This window comes from Kribbella sp. NBC_01505 (assembly GCF_045040285.1).
Taxonomy (GTDB): domain Bacteria; phylum Actinomycetota; class Actinomycetes; order Propionibacteriales; family Kribbellaceae; genus Kribbella.
In genome coordinates this window covers 3,321,123-3,339,560 of the sequence record NZ_CP109425.1, presented here as the reverse complement: position 1 = coordinate 3,339,560, position 18,438 = coordinate 3,321,123, and the positions used below count along the sequence as shown (strand labels likewise).

The window sequence follows — 18,438 nt, the reverse complement described above, 5'->3', positions numbered from 1 at the left end:
ACTTTCTACCGTGATAGGCATGCTGACCCCGATCGTCCTCGCCGCCGCCTTGATGAATGCCGCGATGGTGACCGCCTCCGCGGTGAGCACCATCCTGATCGTCGACGCGATGAGTCCGAGCCTCTCCGGCCTGCCGAACGCCGCCGCCGTTCTCGGTACCGCGGCCGGTGCGGTGGCCGTCGGGCGCTGGACGGTGCGCCTCGGCCGGAGCCGCGCACTCCAGATCGGGTACGCCGGTGGCGTTGCCGGTGCGGCCTTGACCGTCCTGGCCGCAGTCGCCACGCAGCCGGGCCTGCTCATCATCGGCATGTTCGTGCTCGGCCTCGGCAACGCGGCAAGTCTTCTGTCCCGGTACGCCGCGGCTGACGCCGTCCCGGCCGCGCAACGGGCCCGAGCCATGAGCATGGTCGTCTGGGGGAGCACGATCGGCGCGAGCGGCAGTCCGTTCCTGATGGCGCCTTCACAATCGGTAGCGAGGGCGCTGCGGCTGCCCGCGCTGGCCGGGCCGTTCCTGATCACGCTCGCGGCGGTGTTCATCGCACTGGTGGTGGCGACCTACATCCCGACGATCCAGGGCCGGTCGGAAATCGCCGTGCCGGACAACCCGGACAGTCCCGACAACCTGGTCCCCCGACGTGCGCGGGTGACGCCGGCGGTGGGCGTGATGGTGGTCGGACATGTGCTGATGGTGCTGGTGATGACGGCTGTACCGGTGCATGCCCATCACCACGGGACGGGCCTAGGTCTGCTCGGGGTGATGTTGTCCGCGCACACGCTCGGCATGTTCGCTTTGTCGCCACTGACCGGCTGGTGGCTGGATCGAACGGGTCCTCGCCCGGTCATGCTGACCGGACTGGCGTTGCTGGTGGCGTCCGCCGTACTGGTGGTGCTGAGTGGCGCGGCCTTCGCACCAGCGCTGTTCCTGCTCGGTTATGCCTGGAACCTCTGCTACCTCGGTGGCAGCGCCCAGCTACCCGCAGCACTTGAGAGCAGAGTCGACTCGTCGATCTGGACGGTGGCGGCTGTCGCGACCGGACTCTCCCCCTGGCTGTTCACCGTCGGCGGATTCCTCCTGTTGTCGGCCATCACGGTCGCGATGGCTGTGCCGCTCCTGGCTCTCGTCCTACGGCAGACCGGCGCACGCAGAGTTCCGGTCCGCCTCTAACCTGGGCTGGTGATCACCCCGAGCCTGTTCCGTGCCCTGCGCCCCGGTCCCGTCGAGGTCGACCGCCGGATCTGGACGCTGACCGTTCACGAACTCGGCGTACTGCGGGTTCCGAGCGGGCGGCTCGAGGCGTCCGACCCGTTCGTGACGCTCGGGGAGGGCCCGGTGGTCGACGTACCGCCGGGGGACTATCCGGCGTTCGTGACCGTGGCGGACGTGTCCGACGCGCAGGACGGCAGTCATCTGCGCGAGGCCTACCTGTCGCTGCGGCTGGCCGAGGGTGAGGTCGCTGCGGTCGAGGCGGCGACCAGTGGGGACGAGGAGCTCGACGAGGACGAGTTCTGGCTGGTCGCGGTCGACGCGGGCACGGTTGCCTTCGCGGATGCCGAGGCGATCCGGTCCAAGATGCCGGAGGGGGACTGGTACGAGGACCTCTTCGAGAACGACCGCGACGACAGCTGGTTCGCGTTGATGGACTCGCCCGAGCACCTGCGGGAGGGCTGCGCCAACATCGTGTTCCCGCTGGCCACGGAGGGTGAGAACCTCGTCCTCGCGCACTCCGGCTGGGGTGACGGTGCGTATCCGGTGCTGCGTACGGTGGACGCGGCCGGGCGCACGCTGGGGATCCATATCGACCTGCTGGTCGTGGGTCCGGAGAGTGACGACTGATCGACCGGCAGTGAGTGCGGCGGCGCAGGTTGCCCTGTGGATATGGTCAATCCGCGCTTCGAACGCTGGTATTCTTTGGATGTGGCCCGGTCCATCGACCGGGCTCGTTGCTTGATTCCGGCGGCAAGTGCCGGGATGAAGTGCAATCGCATCGCCCTCCTGCCACGGAAAGACCGTGGCCGCCAAAGTCCGAAGGAGGTGGAGTTCGCGCATGCGTCGTTATGAAGTCATGGTGATTCTCGACCCGGAGCTCGATGAGCGCACGGTCGAGCCGTCCATCGACCAGTACCTGAACATCGTCCGCAAGGAAGGTGGCACCGTCGAGAAGCTCGACATCTGGGGCCGCCGCAAGCTTGCGTATGACATCAAGAAGAAGGCCGAAGGCATCTACGCCGTCGTCGACCTGACCGCGGAGCCCGCGGTGGTGAAGGAGCTCGACCGTCAGCTCACGCTGAACGAGTCGATCCTCCGCACCAAGGTCATCCGGCCGGACCAGCACTGAGCCTGGGGTCGTCAGCAGCCATCGGTACTGTCGGCACCAGCCGGTACCAATAGCTGTAGACACAGTCACACCCGAAAGCAGGAGGAACGGCAATGGCAGGCGAAACCGTCGTCACAATGGTCGGCAATCTTGTCGACGATCCGGAGCTCCGGTTCACCCCGTCCGGTGCGGCCGTCGCGAACTTCAGGATCGCGTCGACCCCACGGACGTACGACCGGCAGTCCGGTGAATGGAAGGACGGCGAATCGCTGTTCCTGAGCTGTTCCGTCTGGCGCCAGGCCGCGGAGAACGTGGCCGAGTCGCTGCAGCGCGGAATGCGCGTGATCGTGCAGGGCCGGCTGAAGTCGCGTTCGTACGACGACCGTGACGGCACGAAGCGCACGGTCTTCGAGATCGACGTCGACGAGGTCGGTCCGAGCCTGCGCAGTGCCACCGCCAAGGTCACCAAGGCCATGCGGTCCGGTGGCGGCGAAGGCGGCGGCGGCAACTTCGGCGGTGGCGGTGGCGGTGGCGGCAACCAGGGTGGCGGCAACTTCGGTGGTGGCGGCCAGGGTGGCGCTGCTCCGCAGAACGACCCCTGGGCGACCCCGCAAGGCGGAGGCGGTGGCGGCCAGGCCGCTGCGGCCCCGCCGAACGACCCCTGGGCCAGCCAGGGCGGCGGCTCGATGGAGGAGCCCCCGTTCTGATCCGGCCCTGAGGTCGAGAACAGTCAACACAGACCATTCCGGCATTCGTGCCGGGCTCTAGTAGGAAGAGAGCACCACAATGGCCAAGATCATTCGGAAGCCGAAGAAGAAGGTCTGCGGCTTCTGCAAGGACAAGGCGACGTACGTCGACTACAAGGACACCGCGCTGCTGCGCAAGTTCATCTCGGACCGCGGCAAGATCCGCGCCCGCCGGGTGACCGGGAACTGCGTGCAGCACCAGCGCGACGTGGCCACCGCTATCAAGAACGCTCGTGAGGTGGCTCTGCTGCCCTACACGAGCACCGCTCGCTGAGGGAGGTCCGACACATGAAGCTCATTCTGCAGCAGGAGGTCGAGGGCCTCGGAGCCCCCGGCGACATCGTCGAGGTCAAGGACGGCTACGGCCGTAACTACCTCGTTCCGCGTGGTCTGGCCCTCGGCTGGACGCGTGGCGCCGAGAAGCAGATCCAGTCGATCAAGCGGGCGCGCGACGCCCGGGCGATCTCGGGCAAGGAGCACGCGAGCGAGGTCAAGAACCAGCTCGAGCAGCTCACTGTCACGCTGGGCGTCAAGGCCGGCGACACCGGCCGTCTGTTCGGTTCGGTGACCCCGGCCGACGTCGCCGGTGCCATCAAGACCGCCGGCGGCCCGCTGGTCGAGAAGCGCGCGATTTCGATCGCGTCGCCGATCAAGACCACCGGCAAGCACCAGGTCTCGGTGCAGCTGCACCCGGAGGTGGCCGCTACGGTCCGCCTCGAGGTCGCGGCCGGCTGATACCAGCCACAGCAGCACGCTGTTTAGTCACAGCAGCACGCTGTTTAGTCACAGCAGCACGAAGGCCCGCGTTTCCCTTTGGGGGACGCGGGCCTTCTGCGTTGTTTCAGCCTTTGCTCGGACCAGGCCAGCGCGGCGGCATCGGATCCTGATCGCCGCCGATGGCGCCCGGCTTCTCGAGTGTCGGGTACGTCGACGGCATCGGGTCGTCCTCGGTGGCCACCGCCGGAGTCAGGCTCGCCGCGGCAACCACCGCACTGGCGACGAGAACAGCGAGCAGGCGCTTCACTTCTTGGCCAATGCGTAGACGACCGAGTCGTGCAGGACGATCGCGTGGCTCCCGGCGATCCCCCACGGCCGGGCGGTGTCGACCGGCAGTGTGGTCGGCTTCCCGCCCGGAGTGATCGCGATCAGATCGCTGCCGGTGCTGCCGAAGATCGTCGTACCGGCGATCGAGTACGGGCGGAACTGCGGGGTGTCGAACGTGCGGCCGGTCTTGAAGTTGATCAGGCACGGACCCCAGGCAGCGATCTTGCGGCCCGCGTCGGGCAGCCACTGCCGGCCTTCCGTCTCGTCCAGCTTCGCGACGCTGCAGGTGGCGACGACCGCACCCGTCGCCGTCGAGTGCACGGTCGGGATCACCTCGTTCTTCTTCCCGTTCCGCCAGAACACCAGGGCGAGCTCCGGGCTCGCCGCAACCACATGGTCGACCTGCTTGCCGCCGGCCGGGGCCTTGAGCTCGATCCGTTGCAGCTCCTTGCCCGGCTCGCTCCAGTACAACGGTCCGGCGTACCGCGCGATCAGCGCTTTGGTGCCCTGGGCAAGCAGCACGGTGGACAGGCGGGGCTGGTTCGGAACGGTCTTCACCTCGCTGCCGGTGACGACACTCGCGCCCGCATCACCGGTCAGGGTGACAAGTGGCGACGTACCGAAGAACTGGACGGCTGACGAGTTCGGCAGCGCGACCTCGGTCGCCTTGGCGGCCTTGCCGGGCCAGTAGGACAAGGTCTCCCCGGCCGCCACGGCCAGCACGGGCTTGCCGTCGATCGTTGTGTAGACCGGGCTTTGGGCACTGTCCGGAACCTTGTCCTGCCACTGCACCTTGCCGGCACCGTCGAACACGACAAGCTTGTGATCAGGAGTCAGTACGGCGACCTCGCGGCCGTCCGGCGACACCGCGGGCGTGGTCTTCGGGGCGATGTCGACGGTCCAGTCGGCCTTGGTCGACCAGCCCGGCGGCACCGGCCGCGCGGAGAACTGGTCCGGCACGACCTTGGGTGGCGGCAGCGATGGAAGCTTGCTGGGATCGGTCTGCACGGTGGGCTTGTCGGACCGGCCCCGCCAGACGGTCAGGTAGAGCGCCGTACCGAGGATGAGCACGCCGGCCAGGGCGATCGCGACGATGATCGGCCAGGTCCGCTTCGGCGCGCTGTCCTTGCTACCGCGGGGTTTGCGGGTCTCGATCTCGACGGCCTCGACATCGCCGTCGGGGTGGATCACCAGCGGCCACGACGTCCCGTCGGCATCCACCGCGGTTGCTTTCATCGGCCGGCCGAGCTGCGCCGCACGCTCGGCCACCAAGGCGATCGCGGCCTGCCGGGGGTCGTGGTGGTTGACCGGGTGAGCGCGGCCCGCGATCTTGACCTCGGCGGTCCGGCTGTCGTGCAGCCGGATCGTGACCTTGGGCCAGGACGGGATCTTCTCAGCCACGACGACCTCTCATTCCCGCCACAGATCTTCCTCGTTCCTCCGGAGCCGACGCAGTCGTTCTAGCATGTCCACCGCACCAGAAGGCATCCCAGTCCGACAAAGGGGGTAGCAACATCCTCGCCTGTGGATATCTCAAACCCGTCTACCCGAAAAGAGAGACAATACTCTGGGCGACTGTTAGTGACGCAGTGCGAGAGGAGGTCTCATGACACAGAATCCGTGGACCCGGCAACCAGAGCCGGAGCCAGGTCCGGCATCGGGACCTGCCCAGGCCGTGGACCTGCCGCGGCGGGGGGCGTCCGCGCCCCAGCACGGTGTCCCGGCGCCCGCTGAGGACCAGCGGCTACCGAAGTTCGCGATCCCGACCGCCGACACCTTGTGGTGGGTCGGCGTGCACGGTGGTGCCGGCGAATCGACCATGGCGCAGTTGCTCCAGGGGACCCGGGCGGCGAACCATCGCTGGCCGATTCCGCCACCGCCGGTGCCGACGCCGGTGATCCTGGTCGCGCGGACGAATGGTTCCGGTCTGCGCGCGGCCCAGCGGGCTGCGACCGAGTGGGCCTCTGGGGTTGTCCAAGGAGTCGCGGTGCTCGGACTGGTGCTGATCGCTGACGCGCCGGGCCGGTTGCCGCGAGTGCTCGACGACTTCGCCGACATCGTCGGTGGCGGCGTCCCCAGGGTCTGGGACATCCCGTGGATCGAGGAGTGGCGCCGAGGGGAAGCTCCGTCGCCGGACAACACCCCTGACGAGGTCTTCGAGGTTCTCGACTCCATCTACGCGTTACGCGCATCCAACCCAGGGGACTATCCCGCCCCATACTGAAAGGCTGTCCGTCGATGATGCTGGCACACCTGATCTCGGAGGTTCCCTCCTTGCTCCCGACCGGTGGCACCCGGCCGCCGGGCGCGGAGAAGCTCGATCTCGTCATCGACTGGGTGCGCTGGATCGCGTTCTCCATCTGTGTGCTGGGCATCCTGATCGCGGGCGCGATGATGGCGGTCGGCCAGCGCCGCGGCGAGGGTGGCGAGCACGCCGCCCGGCTCGGCTGGGTGCTGTCGGCCTGCGTCGTGATCGGTTCCGCGTCGATGCTTGTCGGCCAACTCAAGGGCGCCAGCTGACGGCCGTCCCGGACGAGAGTCGGGCGACGACGTGACTGCGGCCGACAAGGTACGAAGCGCTCCGCGCACGTACGGCAACTGGCGGCAGCCCGCCTCGGCGGGTATCGCCGGCCTGGGGACACTCGGCACCGCCCTCATGATGGGCGGTCTGCTGGCGACGATCTTCTCGATGATGGCCGGCGGCTTTCTCGGTGCCCTCGTCTGTCTGCTGGTCGTCGGCGTCATCCTGCTGTTGCTGATGACCAAGGACAAACACAACCTGTCCACCCTGCAGCGGCTCTCGACTCGCATTGGATGGCATCGAGCAAAGATGGCGAAGCACAACATCTATCGCTCCGGTCCGCTCGGCCGCACCGCCTGGGGCAAGTTCCAGCTCCCGGGGCTCGCCGCCGCGTCGCAGTTGAGCGAGTACACGGATTCGTACGGTCGGCCTTTCGCGCTGCTGTTCTATCCGAGCACGCGGCACTTCAGCGTGGTGATCAACGCCGAGCCTGACGGTGCGTCGCTGGTCGACGAGGAGCAGATCGACATCTGGGTCGCGCACTGGGGCCAGTGGCTCGCCTCGCTCGGCCACGAGCCGGGCATCGTCGCCGCGGCGGTGACTGTGGAAAGCGCACCCGACACGGGCATTCGGCTGCGCCGCGAGGTCAACCACAACATCCAGCCGGGCTCGCCGGCGATCGCGCAGGCGATGCTCGCCGAGGTCGTGCAGAGCTACCCGGAGGGTTCGGCGCTCGTGTCGGCTCGAGTCGCGCTGACCTTCAAGGGCACCGATCGCAACGGCAAGCGGCGAAAGGAAGAAGACATGGGCCGCGAGCTGGCCTCCCGATTGCCCGCGCTCACTCAGAGCCTGAACGCGACAGGCGCCGGTGCGGCTCGTCCGGTCACCGCGCAGGAGTTGTGCGAGACGATCCGGATCGCCTATGACCCAGCGTCCGCCGTACTGATCGATGAAGCGCACGGCCACGGGATCGATCCGGAGCTGGAGTGGACCGATGTCGGTCCGGCCGGTGCGCAGGCGTTCTGGGACAAGTATCGGCACGACTCCGCGTGGTCGGTGACCTGGCAGATGTCGCAGGCGCCGCGCGGCGAGGTCTACTCGTCGGTGCTGTCGCAGCTGGTCGGTCCGCACAACGACATCGACCGCAAGCGCGTCACCCTGCTCTACCGGCCACTCGATGCGGCCACCGCCGCGCGCATGGTCGAGGCCGACAAGCGCAACGCGTCCTTCCGCGCCACCACCACCAACCGGCCCTCGGCCCGCGCCATGGCCGAGGCACGCGCCGCCGACCGCACCGCGCAGGAAGAAGCGCGCGGCGCCGGCCTGGTCAACTTCGGCATGGTCGTCACCGGGACCGTGCTGACCGCCGAGCAGATCCCGGACCTGATCGCCGCCGTCGACAATCTCGGCGCGACGGCCCGGGTCCTGCTCCGACCGGCGTACGGATCACAGGACTCCGCATTTGTGGCCGGCCTACCGCTCGGCGTCGTACTGCAGAGCCATCTGTCCGTCCCCGCCGGCCTGCGGGAGTCGTTGTGAGCAACAAGAATCCGACGCCCCGCGGCTGGCCAGGCCCGGCCGCCGGCTACTCCACCTACCTCCAGGCCCCCCAGGAATGGCGCGGTACGACGGTCCAGGTGTGTGGTATGTGGCCCTTCGCGGCCGGCACCGGCAGTCCCATGGTCGGCGTCCCGATCGGCCGCAACATCCTCTCCGGCGCCACCCTGTGCTGCGACCCCATCAGCTGGTTCATGCGCGCCAAGCTCATCTCCAACCCGTCGATGTTCGTGCTTGGCAGGCCTGGCTTGGGCAAGTCGACGGTGGTCCGAAGAATGGCCTTGGGGCTGGCTGGATATGGGGTTCAGCCGTTGGTGCTGGGGGATTTGAAGCCCGACTACAAGGACCTGATCGAGGCGCTGGGTGGGCAGGTCATTCAGCTGGGGCGGGGTCGGGGGCATCTGAACGTTCTTGATCCGGGGGAGTCTCGGAAGGCCGCGTTGCGGCTGACCGGGAAGGCTCGGGAGGCGATCCGGGCGGATGCGCACGGGCGGCGGCTGACGATGGTGTCGGCGCTGATCTCGATCATGCGGTCGGCGCCGCCGACGGATCGCGAGGAGACGATCATCGACGAGGCCCTCAAGGTCCTCGACGAACGTCATCCGGGTACGCCGGTGCTGCGCGATCTGCTCAAGGTCGTGCAGGACGCACCGGACCGGGTGCGGAACGTGGCGCTGGACCGCGGCAGCCTGGATCGCTACCGGCAGCTCACCGAAGGTCTGGAGGCCTCGCTGATCGGTCTGGTCGGCGGTGGCCGGCTCGGCGAGATCTTCTCCGAGCAGACCGACAACCCGATGAAGATGGATCGTCCGGTCGTCTTCGACGTGTCCAGCATCGACGACTCCGAGACGAATCTGCAGGCGGCCGTACTGCTGGCCTGCTGGTCGTACGGGTTCGGAGCGGTCGCGGTCTCGCAGGCACTCGCGGACGCGGGGCTCGAGCCGCGCCGGCATTACTTCGTCATCCTCGACGAGCTGTGGCGGGTGCTCCGCGCCGGCCGCGGTCTGGTCGACCGCGTCGACGCGCTGACCCGGCTGAACCGGCAGCGTGGTGTCGGGACGGCGATGATCTCGCACACCATGTCCGACCTGCTCGCGCTCGAGCACCCCGAGGACCGGATGAAGGCCAAGGGCTTCGTCGAGCGGTCCGGCATGGTCGTCTGTGGCGGGCTGCCGCGGGCCGAGATGGCGAGCCTGACCGAGGTCGTGCCGATGTCCGAGCAGGAGCAGAACATGCTCATCGGCTGGCAGGATCCGCCCGCGTGGGACCCGGCGACCGGTGCGGAGACGGCGCCGCCCGGCCGCGGGAACTTCCTGGTCAAGGTCGGTGGCCGGCCGGGGATCCCGGTGCACGTCGACCTCACCTCGGTCGAGCGCGAGATCAACGACACGAACAAGCTCTGGAAGACGGATGCCGCCAAGCTGCCGCCTCCCGACCCAGCTACTCGGATCGTCGCGCATGGCTGACGGCAGACGCACGAGCGGACCGGGCGGCCTGTCCGTCGAGACAGTCCTGATCTTCGTCGGCTGCGGCGTCTTCGCGATCGCGCTCGGCGGGATGTGGGGCGCGCTCCAAGGTGCCGCCGCGATCGAGGGCACCCGCGCCGTACCGGGTAGTCCGTTCACCGCGCTGGCCCAGCTGATCCAGGGGCGACTGCATTGGTCCGGTACGGCGACCGGCGTACTGATCCTTGAGCTCGTGCTACTGCTTCTGATCGTCGCTGCGGTCTGGCTGCTGCTCCGACGCCGCCAGGAATCGATCGGCCGCGTGGACAAGCAGGCCTTCCTGATGTCGAAGCGGTCAGAGATCTACAAGCTCACCCGCGCCGGCGCCCAAGGCACTGCCGACCGTCTCGGCGCCGGCCACGCCGGCCCAGGCATCCTGATCGGCCGGACAGTCCGGGACAACCTGGAAGTCTTCGGCTCCTGGGAAGACCTGCACGTCGACATCTGGGGGACCCGGACCGGCAAGACCACGTCACGCGCCGTGCCGGCGATCCTGGATGCTCCGGGGGCTGTGGTGGCCACCTCGAACAAGCGGGACCTTGTGGATGCCACTCGTGGGCCGCGGCTCGACAAGGGGCCGGTCTGGGTGTTCGACCCGCAGGAGGTCTGCGAGGAGCCGCCTAGCTGGTGGTGGAACCCGCTGACCTACATCACCGACGAGACCAAGGCACGGGAGCTGGCGGAGCACTTCGTCGCCTCACAGCGTCAGATCGGTGCACAGACCGATGCGTTCTTCGACTCCGCCGGCACTGACCTGCTGGCCGGGCTGCTGCTCGCAGCGGCGGTTGCCAAGCCTCCGATCACGCAGGTGTACAGCTGGCTTGCCGACCAGCGGAACGACGAGCCAGAGCGGATCCTGCGGAACACTCCGGGTCTGCAGCTGTCGGCTGACGCGCTGGCCGGGGTGATCAACGCACCCGACAAAGTAGCGCGCCGGTGTGTACGGCACGGCGCAGCAGAGCGCGCAGTTCCTGGTGAACCGCAAGGTGACCCGCTGGGTGATCCCCCAAGGACCGGACGACCCCCGTCCGCAGTTCAACCCGCACGAGTTCGTCCGCAACGGCGGCACGCTCTACAGCCTGTCCAAGGAAGGCGCCGGTACGGCGGGGCCGCTGGTGACTGCGTTGACCGTCGCTGTCGTGGAGGCGGCCGAGGAGTTCGCCCGGGGCTGTCCGATGGGCCGGATGCCGAGCCCGCTCGTCGGCGTACTGGACGAGGCGGCGAACGTCTGCCGCTGGAAGAACCTGCCGGACCTCTACAGCCACTTCGGCTCCCGCGGCATCGTGCTGATGACGATCCTGCAGTCCTGGGCGCAGGGCCAGGAATGCTGGGGCGAGCACGGCATGGAGAAGCTGTGGTCTGCCGCGAACATCCGCGTGTACGGCGGTGGCGCGTCCGACGTGAACTTCCTCGAGCGGCTGAGCAAGCTGATCGGCGAGTACGACGTCGTTGCCCGCTCGGTCTCGTACAACAAGGGCGAGCGGAGCACGAGCCGGCAGACGCAGCGGCAGAACATCCTGGAGGTCTCCGACCTCGCGTCGATGCCGCCCGGCCGGGCCGTGGTGTTCCCGTCCGGGATCCCGCCCACCATGGTGAAGACGGTGCCTTGGTTCAACCGTCCGGACGCCGGACTGGTCCAGGCTTCGTTGGCGAAGTACGACCCTGGTTCGAAGACCCCTGAGGAGCAGCGTTGTGGATGATGAGCGGGAACTCTTCTATCCGCATGTAGCGGCGTTCGTCGAGGACCGGTTGATCTACCTGTACTCGCGCCGGATCGGCCAGCAGTACGTGTGGTGCCCGGAGTGGTTCCGGCATGCGGAGGCGCTCAGCCGGCTGGACTCGATGTGGCGTGCCTGGGAGCACCTGCGACTCGACCCGGTGACTGGGATGTCGGTCTGGTGGCGGGAGCACGCGGATCCGCACATGACGATGCTGCTCGATCCCGACGGCCCGTTCGTGGCCTGCCGGGGTTCGCACACCGACTACCCGATTCCGCCGCTGCCCATCGAGGAGCCGCCGGCCGGGCTGTTCTTCGACCAGCGCGGGACCTAGCGGGTCGCCCCTGTGACCAGCCAGGAGTCACGGCGTTCTCGGGTGACCAGAGTGAGTAGCCGGAGCAGCATGAACCCGCCGAACGCCCACCACAGCGCCACCACGCCACCGTCCAGCCACAGCACGCTCAGAGCCAGCGGTACATAGAGAACGAAGGCTATGACGCCGGCAATCGCCAGATAGCGGCCGTCACCGGCGCCGATCAGGACGCCGTCCAGTACGAAGACCACGCCGTTCAGGGGCTGCCAGATGGCGGCGACGAGGAGTACTGCGGCGAGTGTGTGGCGCACCTCTGGATCTGTGGTGAACCAGGGCACGTAGATCGAGCGCAGACCCCAGAGCGCGAGTCCACACACCACTCCGGACCACAGGCCCCACCACATCATCCGCCGCGTGATGGAGCGGGTGCCTGCGACGTCACCGGCGCCCAGTGCTCGTCCGGTGAGGGCTTGGGCAGCGATGGCGATCGCGTCGAGGGCCAGGGCCAGGAAGTTCCACAGGGTGAAGGCGACCTGGTGCGCGGCGACCGACGTCGTACCGAGTGCGGTGGCGACGAAGGTCAGCAAGATGATTGCCGCACGCAACGTTATGGTCCGGACGATCAGCGGCACGCCCATCTGCGCGGACGCGAGGATGCCGGGCAGATCGGGTTTGAGCTTCGCGCCGTCCCGGCGGGCGCCGCGGACCACCACCACGACCAGCGCGACCCCGGCAGCGGTCTGGGCGATCGCCGTACCGAGTGCGGAGCCTGCGATGTCCAGGTGCAGACCGTAGACGAGCAGCAGGTTCAGAACGATGTTGGCCAGGTTGGCGGAGATGGCGACGACCATCGGGGTCTTGGTGTCCTGGAGCCCGCGCAGTACGCCGATGGCGGCGAGCAGGATCAGCATCGACGGGATGCCGAAGCAGGAGATGCGCAGGTAGGTCACTGCGTGGTCGGCGACGTCGGGGGACGGGTTGAACGCGTTGATGGCTTGCGGGGCGAAGACGATGCCGGCCAGGGCGAGTACGACGCCCAGCAGGAGCGCGAGCCAGAGTCCGTCGATGCCCTGTGCCAGTGCGCCGCGGTGGTCGCCTGCACCGATGCGGCGGGCGACGGCAGAGGTCGTTCCGTAGGCCAGGAAGACGCAGATGCCGACGAGGGTCTGGAGGACGGTGCCTGCGATGCCCAGTGCGGCCAGCTGTGGCGTTCCGAGGTGGCCGACGATGGCGGAGTCCGCGAGCAGCATCAGCGGCTCGGAGACCAGCGCCACGAAGGCGGGAACGGCGAGCCGCAGGATCTCCTGATCCTGGTCCCCGAACCAGCGGTTGCGCCTCACTGAAGGCAGGTTACCCACGGCCTGTGGGGTTCCCTGTACTGGACACAATATGAGCGGGGGTGGCCGACTTTTTCTTCTCCACAGTTGTGCACGGATGAAACCGCAGGTCAGAGCGTTGCCGGGGATTGTGGTCCACAGATATCCACAGGGTTGTTCCCAACCTGTGCACAGGGGTTCGCGGGGTTTCCCACAGTTCGTCCACATCCCCTGTGGACGGCTGGCTACCACCTGGGGACGAGAGCGGCGTACGGTCGCGTGCCTGGGTACACACCCGGGCGGCAAATTTTGTCGGTCGGTGCGGCTACGGTTCGATCAGGTGTTCGAACCTCGGGTCGTCGGTGGTTCGGGGCAGCGGCGAACGAGGAGGTCGGACGAGTGAGCGTGGCGGAGTTCCGCGGTGGCCAGGACGGCGGTCGCGAGGAGCGCAACCCCGAGATGGGGTTCGATCGCACGCCGCCGCAGGATCTGGCCGCGGAGCAGTGTGTGCTCGGCGCGATGATGCTGTCGAAGGACGCGATCGCGGACGTGATCGAGACCCTGCGCGGGACGGACTTCTACCGCCCGGCGCACGAGTCCGTCTTCGACGCGATCACCGACCTGTATGCCCGCGGTGAGCCGGCCGACGCGATCACCGTCGCCGCCGAGCTGAGCAAGCGCGGCGACATGGCCCGGATCGGCGGCGCGCCGTACGTGCACACCCTGGTCGCCTCGGTGCCGCTCGCGGCGAACGCGGGCTACTACGCGCACATCGTCCGCGAGAAGGCGATCCTGCGCCGGCTGGTCGAGGCCGGCACCAAGATCGTCCAGCTCGCGTATGCGGGTGAGGGCGAGGTCGACGACGTCGTCGACGAGGCGCAGGCCGAGATCTACCAGGTCACCGAGAAGCGCACCACCGAGGACTACGCGCCGCTGAAGGACATCATGGAGGGCGCCCTCGACGAGATCGAGGCGATCGACTCCCGTGGTGACTCGATGGTCGGCGTCCCGACCGGCTTCACCGACCTCGACGAGCTGACCAACGGCCTGCACCCCGGCCAGATGATCATCGTCGCCGCCCGTCCCGCCATGGGCAAGGCGCTCGCGCTCGACACCCCGCTGCCGACGCCGACCGGCTGGACCACGATGGCCGAGGTCGCCGTCGGCGACCAGTTGCTCGACGCCGAGGGCCTGCCGACGACGGTCGTCGCGGCGACCGAGGTGATGATCGACCGCCCGTGCTTCCGGCTGTCCTTCTCCGACGGCAGCGCCATCGTCGCCGACGCCGAGCACCAGTGGCTCGTCGAGGACGGCCGCTACCCGATCATCTGCACGACCGCCGACCTGTTCACGGCGATGAAGGCAAGCCCCGGCCTCACCCCGCCGATCCCCGGCTCGGCCCCCCGCCAGGTCACCGGTCACGGCTTCCCGGCAGCGCTCTCCGACGAGAGCGACCGCCGCATCGAGTGGATCGACGAGGTCACCAGCGTCCCCGTCCGCTGCGTCGAGGTCGACAACGCCGCCCACCTCTACCTGGCCGGCAAGACCATGATCCCGACCCACAACTCCACCCTCGGCCTCGACTTCGCCCGGTCCGCCTCGATCAAGCACGGCCTCGCCTCCTGCGTCTTCTCCCTGGAGATGAGCCGCAACGAGATCACCATGCGTCTGCTCTCGGCCGAGGCCAAGGTCCCCCTGCACCACATGCGCAACGGCAAGATGACCGACGAGGACTGGGCCCGCCTCGCCCGCAAGATGGGCGAAGTCTCCGAAGCCCCCCTCTTCATCGACGACTCCCCGAACCTCACCATGATGGAGATCCGCGCCAAGGCCCGCCGCCTCAAACAGCGCCACGACCTCCGCCTCATCATCATCGACTACCTCCAGCTGATGACGTCCGGCAAGAAGGTCGAGTCCCGCCAACTCGAAGTCTCCGAGTTCTCCCGCTCCATCAAGCTCCTCGCCAAAGAGCTAGAGCTCCCCGTAGTAGCCATCTGCCAGCTGAACCGAGGCTCCGAACAACGCTCCGACAAACGCCCCATGGCCTCCGACCTCCGCGAATCGGGCTGCCTGACCGCGGACACCCGGCTGATGCGGGCCGACACCGGTGCGGAGATCTCACTAGGTGAGTTGCTGGCGACGGAGGCACGTGACATCCCGGTCTGGTCGCTGGACGACCGGCTGAAGCTGGTGCCGCGCACGCTGACCCATGCCTTTCCCAGTGGGGTGAAGGAAGTGTTCCGGGTGAAGCTCGCCTCCGGCCGTGAGATCAAGGCGACGGCGAATCACCCGTTCCTCACGTACGACGGCTGGAAGCCGCTCGGCGAGTTGGCACCGGGTGCCCGGCTGGGCTCGCTGCGCCACGTCCCGCCGCCGCTCGACGTCACCCCGTGGGACGAGGACGAGATCACGCTGCTCGCTCACCTGCTCGGCGACGGCTCGTTCGTGAAGCGTCAGCCGATCCGCTACGCGAGCATCGACGAGGCGAATCTGACCGCGGTGGGCGAGGCAGCCAACCGCCGCTTCGGCATCACACCGATCCGCGACGAGTACGCCGCCGCCCGGGTCACCACATTGCGCCTCCCCGCGCCGTACCGGCTGGCCCGCGGCAGGCGCAACCCGATCGCCGCTTGGCTCGACGGTCTCGGACTGTTCGGCCTGCGCAGCCACGAGAAGTTCGTACCCGACGGCGTCTTCGGCCTCCCCAAGGAGCAGATCGCCCACTTCATCCGCCACCTCTGGGCGACCGACGGCTCGGTCCGCTGGGATGAGAAGGTCGGCCAGGGTCGCATCTACTACGCGAGCACGAGCCGCCGCCTGGTCGACGACGTCGCCCGCCTCCTCCTCCGCCACAACATCTTCACGCGGATCAAGGTCGCCAAGAAGCCGGGCTACCGCGACGGGTACCACCTGCACATCTATGGCGCGGCGAACCAGCTCCGCTTCTGCGACGAGATCGGTGTCCACGGCCTGCGCGGCCTGAAGGTGCTGGAAGTCGCTGCCGCGCTGCGTCACGTGAAGGGCAACACCAACCTCGACACGGTGCCGAAGGAAGTCTGGTCCCAGGTCCGCCAGGTCCTCGCCGACCGCAAGGTCACCCACCGCGAGTTCGCCGCAGCCATAGGCACCCAGTTCTCCGGTTCCGCGCTCTGGAAGCACGCCCCTAGCCGCCAGCGCCTCGCCAAGGTCGCCGATGTCTTGGACTCGGCTGACCTGGAGGTCCTCGCCACCAACGACATCTTCTGGGACACCATCACCTCGGTCGAGAGCCTCGGCGAGCAAGAGGTCTACGACGCCACCGTCCTAGGAACCCACAACTTCGTGGCGGAGGGGATCGCCACCCATAACAGCCTCGAGCAGGATGCCGACATGGTGATTCTGTTGCACCGTGAGGATGCGTATGAGCGGGAGTCGACCCGGCCGGGTGAGGCGGACTTCATCGTGGCCAAGCACCGTAACGGCCCGACGGCCGACATTACGGTGGCGTTCCAGGGCCACTATTCACGCTTCGTGGACATGGCTCACGACAGTTGATTTCCTGAGCCTGCAGGCGGCGTATTCGCGGACCGCACCTGGGCCCCGTGTCTAGCGGGATTAAATATGAGGGTCTCTGTTGACTGGCCGTAGTGCCCTCCTGCGTCCACAATTAAGACCAGGTGACGCGCAGATGTGTACCTCAAGGAGTCGAAGGTGAGCGCAGATAGGTCTGCAGGAGTCCACATCAAGGCCGGAGTACTGTACGTCGCAGTCGTAACCAGGGTGCGTGGAGAGCTGGAGTTGCTCGCCACGAAGCGAATCCATCCCAATAGCGGGCTACCGGATTCAATCCGACTGGATGACCTCGCCGCGAGAGTCAGGCAACACCTCTCGCCACTGCACGTTTCGGAAATCGGGATTCTGGAGACCAGATCGTTCGCCAATTGGAAGTACGCGGACGCGTTTTCCCGAGTCTTCGCCGTTTGTGCTGTTCTGGCCGCGTCAACAGAGCTGGGTGTGCCGGCCGTGACCCATAAGACCGGCGAGGTCGGGCGTGCGATGTCGTTGAAAGCGAACGAACTCAAGACTTTAGAGTCTTCGGCAGTCAATGAGTCGACGAATCCGACATACTGGACGACTGGCATGGCAGAGGCGGCAGCGGTGGCAATCTATATCGCGAAGATGCGCGGTTAGAGCATGTCTGCATCGGAGTATTTGGCGGCAAATAGCGAGCGACAAGGGGAGCGCAGACTGCGGCTTCCCTATGAGTGCCTTCGTAGCATCCCTGAGGGTATTAATGAAGTTCGAGTCTGGCATGATCAAATTCTCGAGTGTGACCGAGTCGGAAAGCGAATTGATATCTCGTCTCTTGAGGGCGACGATGCGCTTCCTGAGCCTGCGACGCTTCAGTCCATCAAGCATAAGAATGTCGTGCCGATCATTGCCGCAGCCGAGGTTGAGGGATTCCCTCCGCCGATGCGTGTCGTAGAAATCATTACGCCGTACTTCGAGCGCGGGTCCATTACGGACGCTCTGCTGAGGGGTGAAAGTTTCGCGGCGTCGGAAGCGGTTGCGATCACTCAAGCTATACTTAGAGGTCTTGCGCAGATCCATGAGGTACATAAGATCTGCCATCGCGACATGAAGAGCGGGAACGTCCTGCTTTGCCCCGATTACCGGGCCAGAGTGGCTGACCTTGGTCTGGCTGGTCGCTTTGACGATCAAGGTGAGGTGGCGGCACTGAACAATCCAACCTTGTATAGCCCGTTCGAGTTCGCGAGGACGAAGCGCTTGAGTCGTGCAAGCGACCTCTATGCGGTTGGCCTCGTCTTTCGGGAGCTCATTGGTGGAGCGTTCCCTTATGCCAAGTACCCGATGTCGCTTGTGGTTGAGCGATTAGCTGCAGGTAAGTCTCCGCTATACGCGGCCGACTTGCAGTTGCCGATTTGGGCGACTCGGTCGATGCGTCGAGTCTATTCAAAGGCGACACACCGCGATGCAGGCCAGAGATTCCAAACGGCACAAGAGATGGATGAGGCGCTGGCGAGCGTGATCGCGGTCGACTGGGTCGAGGTGGAGCCCAATAGGTGGGAGGCACCCTTTGTGCATGGCGGTCGGAGGATCGCTGTCGAGGCCAGGCCGGCGACACGCCTCGGAGGGTTCCGGCTGAGGATCCAGACTTACGCGGGCCGTGGATGGCGGAGAACTGGCCAGGTCGTTGATGTGTCGGACCTGACTGGTTCTGCTGCCCGGAAGGTCTTTGACCAAGCGTCGACAATGGCCAGAGTTCGCTGAGCGACGCGTCGCAGGGTAGCTCCGTGAGTAGGCGAGCAGTGGGCGGGTGCCCGAAGCCTTGTGGTGGGACGCAACTCAGCCTTGTCTGCGACGCCTATCGGTATGAGGCAGCCGTAAAGCACTAGGCGGTCG

At 67.0% G+C, this 18,438-nt stretch carries 19 protein-coding genes and 1 pseudogene; 16 read left to right on the top strand and 4 right to left on the bottom strand.

All coding sequences use genetic code 11. The features are described from left to right. The first annotated feature begins 19 nt into the window (after positions 1-19). The 6 genes from OG474_RS15740 to rplI all read left to right on the top strand — a co-directional run bounded on the left by OG474_RS15740 (position 20) and on the right by rplI (position 3,796). Positions 20-1,165 (top strand): MFS transporter, encoded by a 1,146-nt coding sequence (locus OG474_RS15740; RefSeq protein ID WP_405063034.1) that lies wholly within the window; start codon positions 20-22, stop codon positions 1,163-1,165. Positions 1,166-1,174: 9 nt separating this feature from the next. Beyond that, positions 1,175-1,834 (top strand): DUF4241 domain-containing protein, encoded by a 660-nt coding sequence (locus OG474_RS15735; protein WP_405063033.1) that lies wholly within the window; start codon positions 1,175-1,177, stop codon positions 1,832-1,834. Between the two features lie 211 nt (positions 1,835-2,045). Then, positions 2,046-2,336, top strand: coding sequence for a 30S ribosomal protein S6 (gene rpsF, locus OG474_RS15730; RefSeq protein WP_405063032.1), 291 nt, complete (start codon positions 2,046-2,048; stop codon positions 2,334-2,336). 92 nt (positions 2,337-2,428) lie between these two features. Then, entirely contained in the window at positions 2,429-3,022 is a 594-nt protein-coding gene (locus OG474_RS15725; protein ID WP_405063031.1) for a single-stranded DNA-binding protein, read from the top strand. 79 nt (positions 3,023-3,101) lie between these two features. Next, a complete protein-coding gene (gene rpsR / locus OG474_RS15720) occupies positions 3,102-3,335 on the top strand; it encodes a 30S ribosomal protein S18 (protein ID WP_012924539.1) in 234 nt (77 codons plus the stop codon). Between the two features lie 14 nt (positions 3,336-3,349). Then, on the top strand, positions 3,350-3,796 hold the full coding sequence (gene rplI, locus OG474_RS15715) for a 50S ribosomal protein L9 (protein WP_405063030.1): 447 nt from the start codon (positions 3,350-3,352) through the stop codon (positions 3,794-3,796). Between the two features lie 106 nt (positions 3,797-3,902). On the opposite strand, the gene OG474_RS15710 is transcribed toward rplI, so the two are convergent. Further along, a complete protein-coding gene (locus tag OG474_RS15710; RefSeq protein ID WP_405063029.1) occupies positions 3,903-4,085 on the bottom strand; it encodes a hypothetical protein in 183 nt (60 codons plus the stop codon). Then, complete coding sequence (locus OG474_RS15705; RefSeq protein WP_405063028.1) at positions 4,082-5,506, bottom strand: hypothetical protein; 1,425 nt, start codon at positions 5,504-5,506, stop codon at positions 4,082-4,084. The genes OG474_RS15710 and OG474_RS15705 overlap by 4 nt, the downstream gene beginning before the upstream one ends. A 205-nt stretch (positions 5,507-5,711) precedes the next feature. Between OG474_RS15705 and OG474_RS15700 the strand changes: the two genes are divergently transcribed. Genes OG474_RS15700 through OG474_RS15685 form a run of 4 tightly spaced genes read left to right on the top strand, consistent with a single transcriptional unit; the run spans position 5,712 to position 9,649 of the window. Next, positions 5,712-6,329: a DUF6668 family protein gene (locus OG474_RS15700; protein ID WP_405063027.1), complete on the top strand. Its 618-nt coding sequence runs from the start codon at positions 5,712-5,714 to the stop codon at positions 6,327-6,329. A gap of 14 nt (positions 6,330-6,343) precedes the next feature. Beyond that, entirely contained in the window at positions 6,344-6,625 is a 282-nt protein-coding gene (locus OG474_RS15695; protein ID WP_405063026.1) for a conjugal transfer protein TrbC, read from the top strand. A 31-nt stretch (positions 6,626-6,656) separates the two neighbouring features. Then, positions 6,657-8,165, top strand: a complete 1,509-nt coding sequence (locus tag OG474_RS15690; protein ID WP_405063025.1) for an SCO6880 family protein — start codon at positions 6,657-6,659, stop codon at positions 8,163-8,165. Then, on the top strand, positions 8,162-9,649 hold the full coding sequence (locus tag OG474_RS15685; protein ID WP_405063024.1) for an ATP/GTP-binding protein: 1,488 nt from the start codon (positions 8,162-8,164) through the stop codon (positions 9,647-9,649). The genes OG474_RS15690 and OG474_RS15685 overlap by 4 nt, the downstream gene beginning before the upstream one ends. Positions 9,650-9,983: 334 nt before the next feature. Here the strand turns inward: OG474_RS15685 and OG474_RS15680 are convergent, their stop codons facing one another. Further along, the gene (locus OG474_RS15680) at positions 9,984-10,124 is read right to left on the bottom strand and encodes a hypothetical protein (RefSeq protein WP_405063023.1); all 141 of its coding nucleotides are present in this window, start codon (positions 10,122-10,124) and stop codon (positions 9,984-9,986) included. A 45-nt stretch (positions 10,125-10,169) separates the two neighbouring features. Here OG474_RS15680 and OG474_RS15675 point away from each other — a divergent pair. The 3 genes and pseudogenes from OG474_RS15675 to OG474_RS15665 all read left to right on the top strand — a co-directional run. Next, positions 10,170-10,424: pseudogene (locus OG474_RS15675) on the top strand (conjugal transfer protein); the annotation flags it as partial. A gap of 202 nt (positions 10,425-10,626) precedes the next feature. Continuing rightward, the gene (locus OG474_RS15670; protein ID WP_405063022.1) at positions 10,627-11,388 is read left to right on the top strand and encodes a type IV secretory system conjugative DNA transfer family protein; all 762 of its coding nucleotides are present in this window, start codon (positions 10,627-10,629) and stop codon (positions 11,386-11,388) included. After that, entirely contained in the window at positions 11,381-11,740 is a 360-nt protein-coding gene (locus OG474_RS15665; RefSeq protein ID WP_405063021.1) for a DUF4913 domain-containing protein, read from the top strand. Before OG474_RS15670 ends, OG474_RS15665 begins: the two co-directional genes overlap by 8 nt. Here the strand turns inward: OG474_RS15665 and OG474_RS15660 are convergent. Further along, positions 11,737-13,068 (bottom strand): MATE family efflux transporter, encoded by a 1,332-nt coding sequence (locus tag OG474_RS15660; RefSeq protein WP_405064580.1) that lies wholly within the window; start codon positions 13,066-13,068, stop codon positions 11,737-11,739. The genes OG474_RS15665 and OG474_RS15660 overlap by 4 nt on opposite strands. A gap of 426 nt (positions 13,069-13,494) precedes the next feature. Here OG474_RS15660 and OG474_RS15655 point away from each other — a divergent pair, with 426 nt between their 5' ends. The 3 genes from OG474_RS15655 to OG474_RS15645 all read left to right on the top strand — a co-directional run bounded on the left by OG474_RS15655 (position 13,495) and on the right by OG474_RS15645 (position 18,306). Further along, positions 13,495-16,569, top strand: a complete 3,075-nt coding sequence (locus OG474_RS15655) for a replicative DNA helicase (RefSeq protein WP_405064579.1) — start codon at positions 13,495-13,497, stop codon at positions 16,567-16,569. A gap of 135 nt (positions 16,570-16,704) precedes the next feature. Beyond that, complete coding sequence (locus OG474_RS15650; RefSeq protein WP_405063020.1) at positions 16,705-17,205, top strand: hypothetical protein; 501 nt, start codon at positions 16,705-16,707, stop codon at positions 17,203-17,205. Positions 17,206-17,208: 3 nt separating this feature from the next. Beyond that, a complete protein-coding gene (locus OG474_RS15645; RefSeq protein WP_405063018.1) occupies positions 17,209-18,306 on the top strand; it encodes a protein kinase domain-containing protein in 1,098 nt (365 codons plus the stop codon). Positions 18,307-18,438: the final 132 nt, after the last annotated feature.

Excerpts from the sequence above, each read along its gene's own strand:
- OG474_RS15740 (WP_405063034.1), top strand. The coding sequence starts at position 20 with ATGCTGACCCCGATCGTCCTCGCCGCCGCCTTGATGAATGCCGCGATG.
- OG474_RS15645 (WP_405063018.1), top strand. The coding sequence starts at position 17,209 with ATGTCTGCATCGGAGTATTTGGCGGCAAATAGCGAGCGACAAGGGGAG.
- OG474_RS15725 (WP_405063031.1), top strand. The coding sequence starts at position 2,429 with ATGGCAGGCGAAACCGTCGTCACAATGGTCGGCAATCTTGTCGACGAT.
- OG474_RS15695 (WP_405063026.1), top strand. The coding sequence starts at position 6,344 with ATGATGCTGGCACACCTGATCTCGGAGGTTCCCTCCTTGCTCCCGACC.
- OG474_RS15655 (WP_405064579.1), top strand. The coding sequence starts at position 13,495 with ATGGGGTTCGATCGCACGCCGCCGCAGGATCTGGCCGCGGAGCAGTGT.
- rpsR (WP_012924539.1), top strand. The coding sequence starts at position 3,102 with ATGGCCAAGATCATTCGGAAGCCGAAGAAGAAGGTCTGCGGCTTCTGC.
- rpsF (WP_405063032.1), top strand. The coding sequence starts at position 2,046 with ATGCGTCGTTATGAAGTCATGGTGATTCTCGACCCGGAGCTCGATGAG.
- rplI (WP_405063030.1), top strand. The coding sequence starts at position 3,350 with ATGAAGCTCATTCTGCAGCAGGAGGTCGAGGGCCTCGGAGCCCCCGGC.
- OG474_RS15700 (WP_405063027.1), top strand. The coding sequence starts at position 5,712 with ATGACACAGAATCCGTGGACCCGGCAACCAGAGCCGGAGCCAGGTCCG.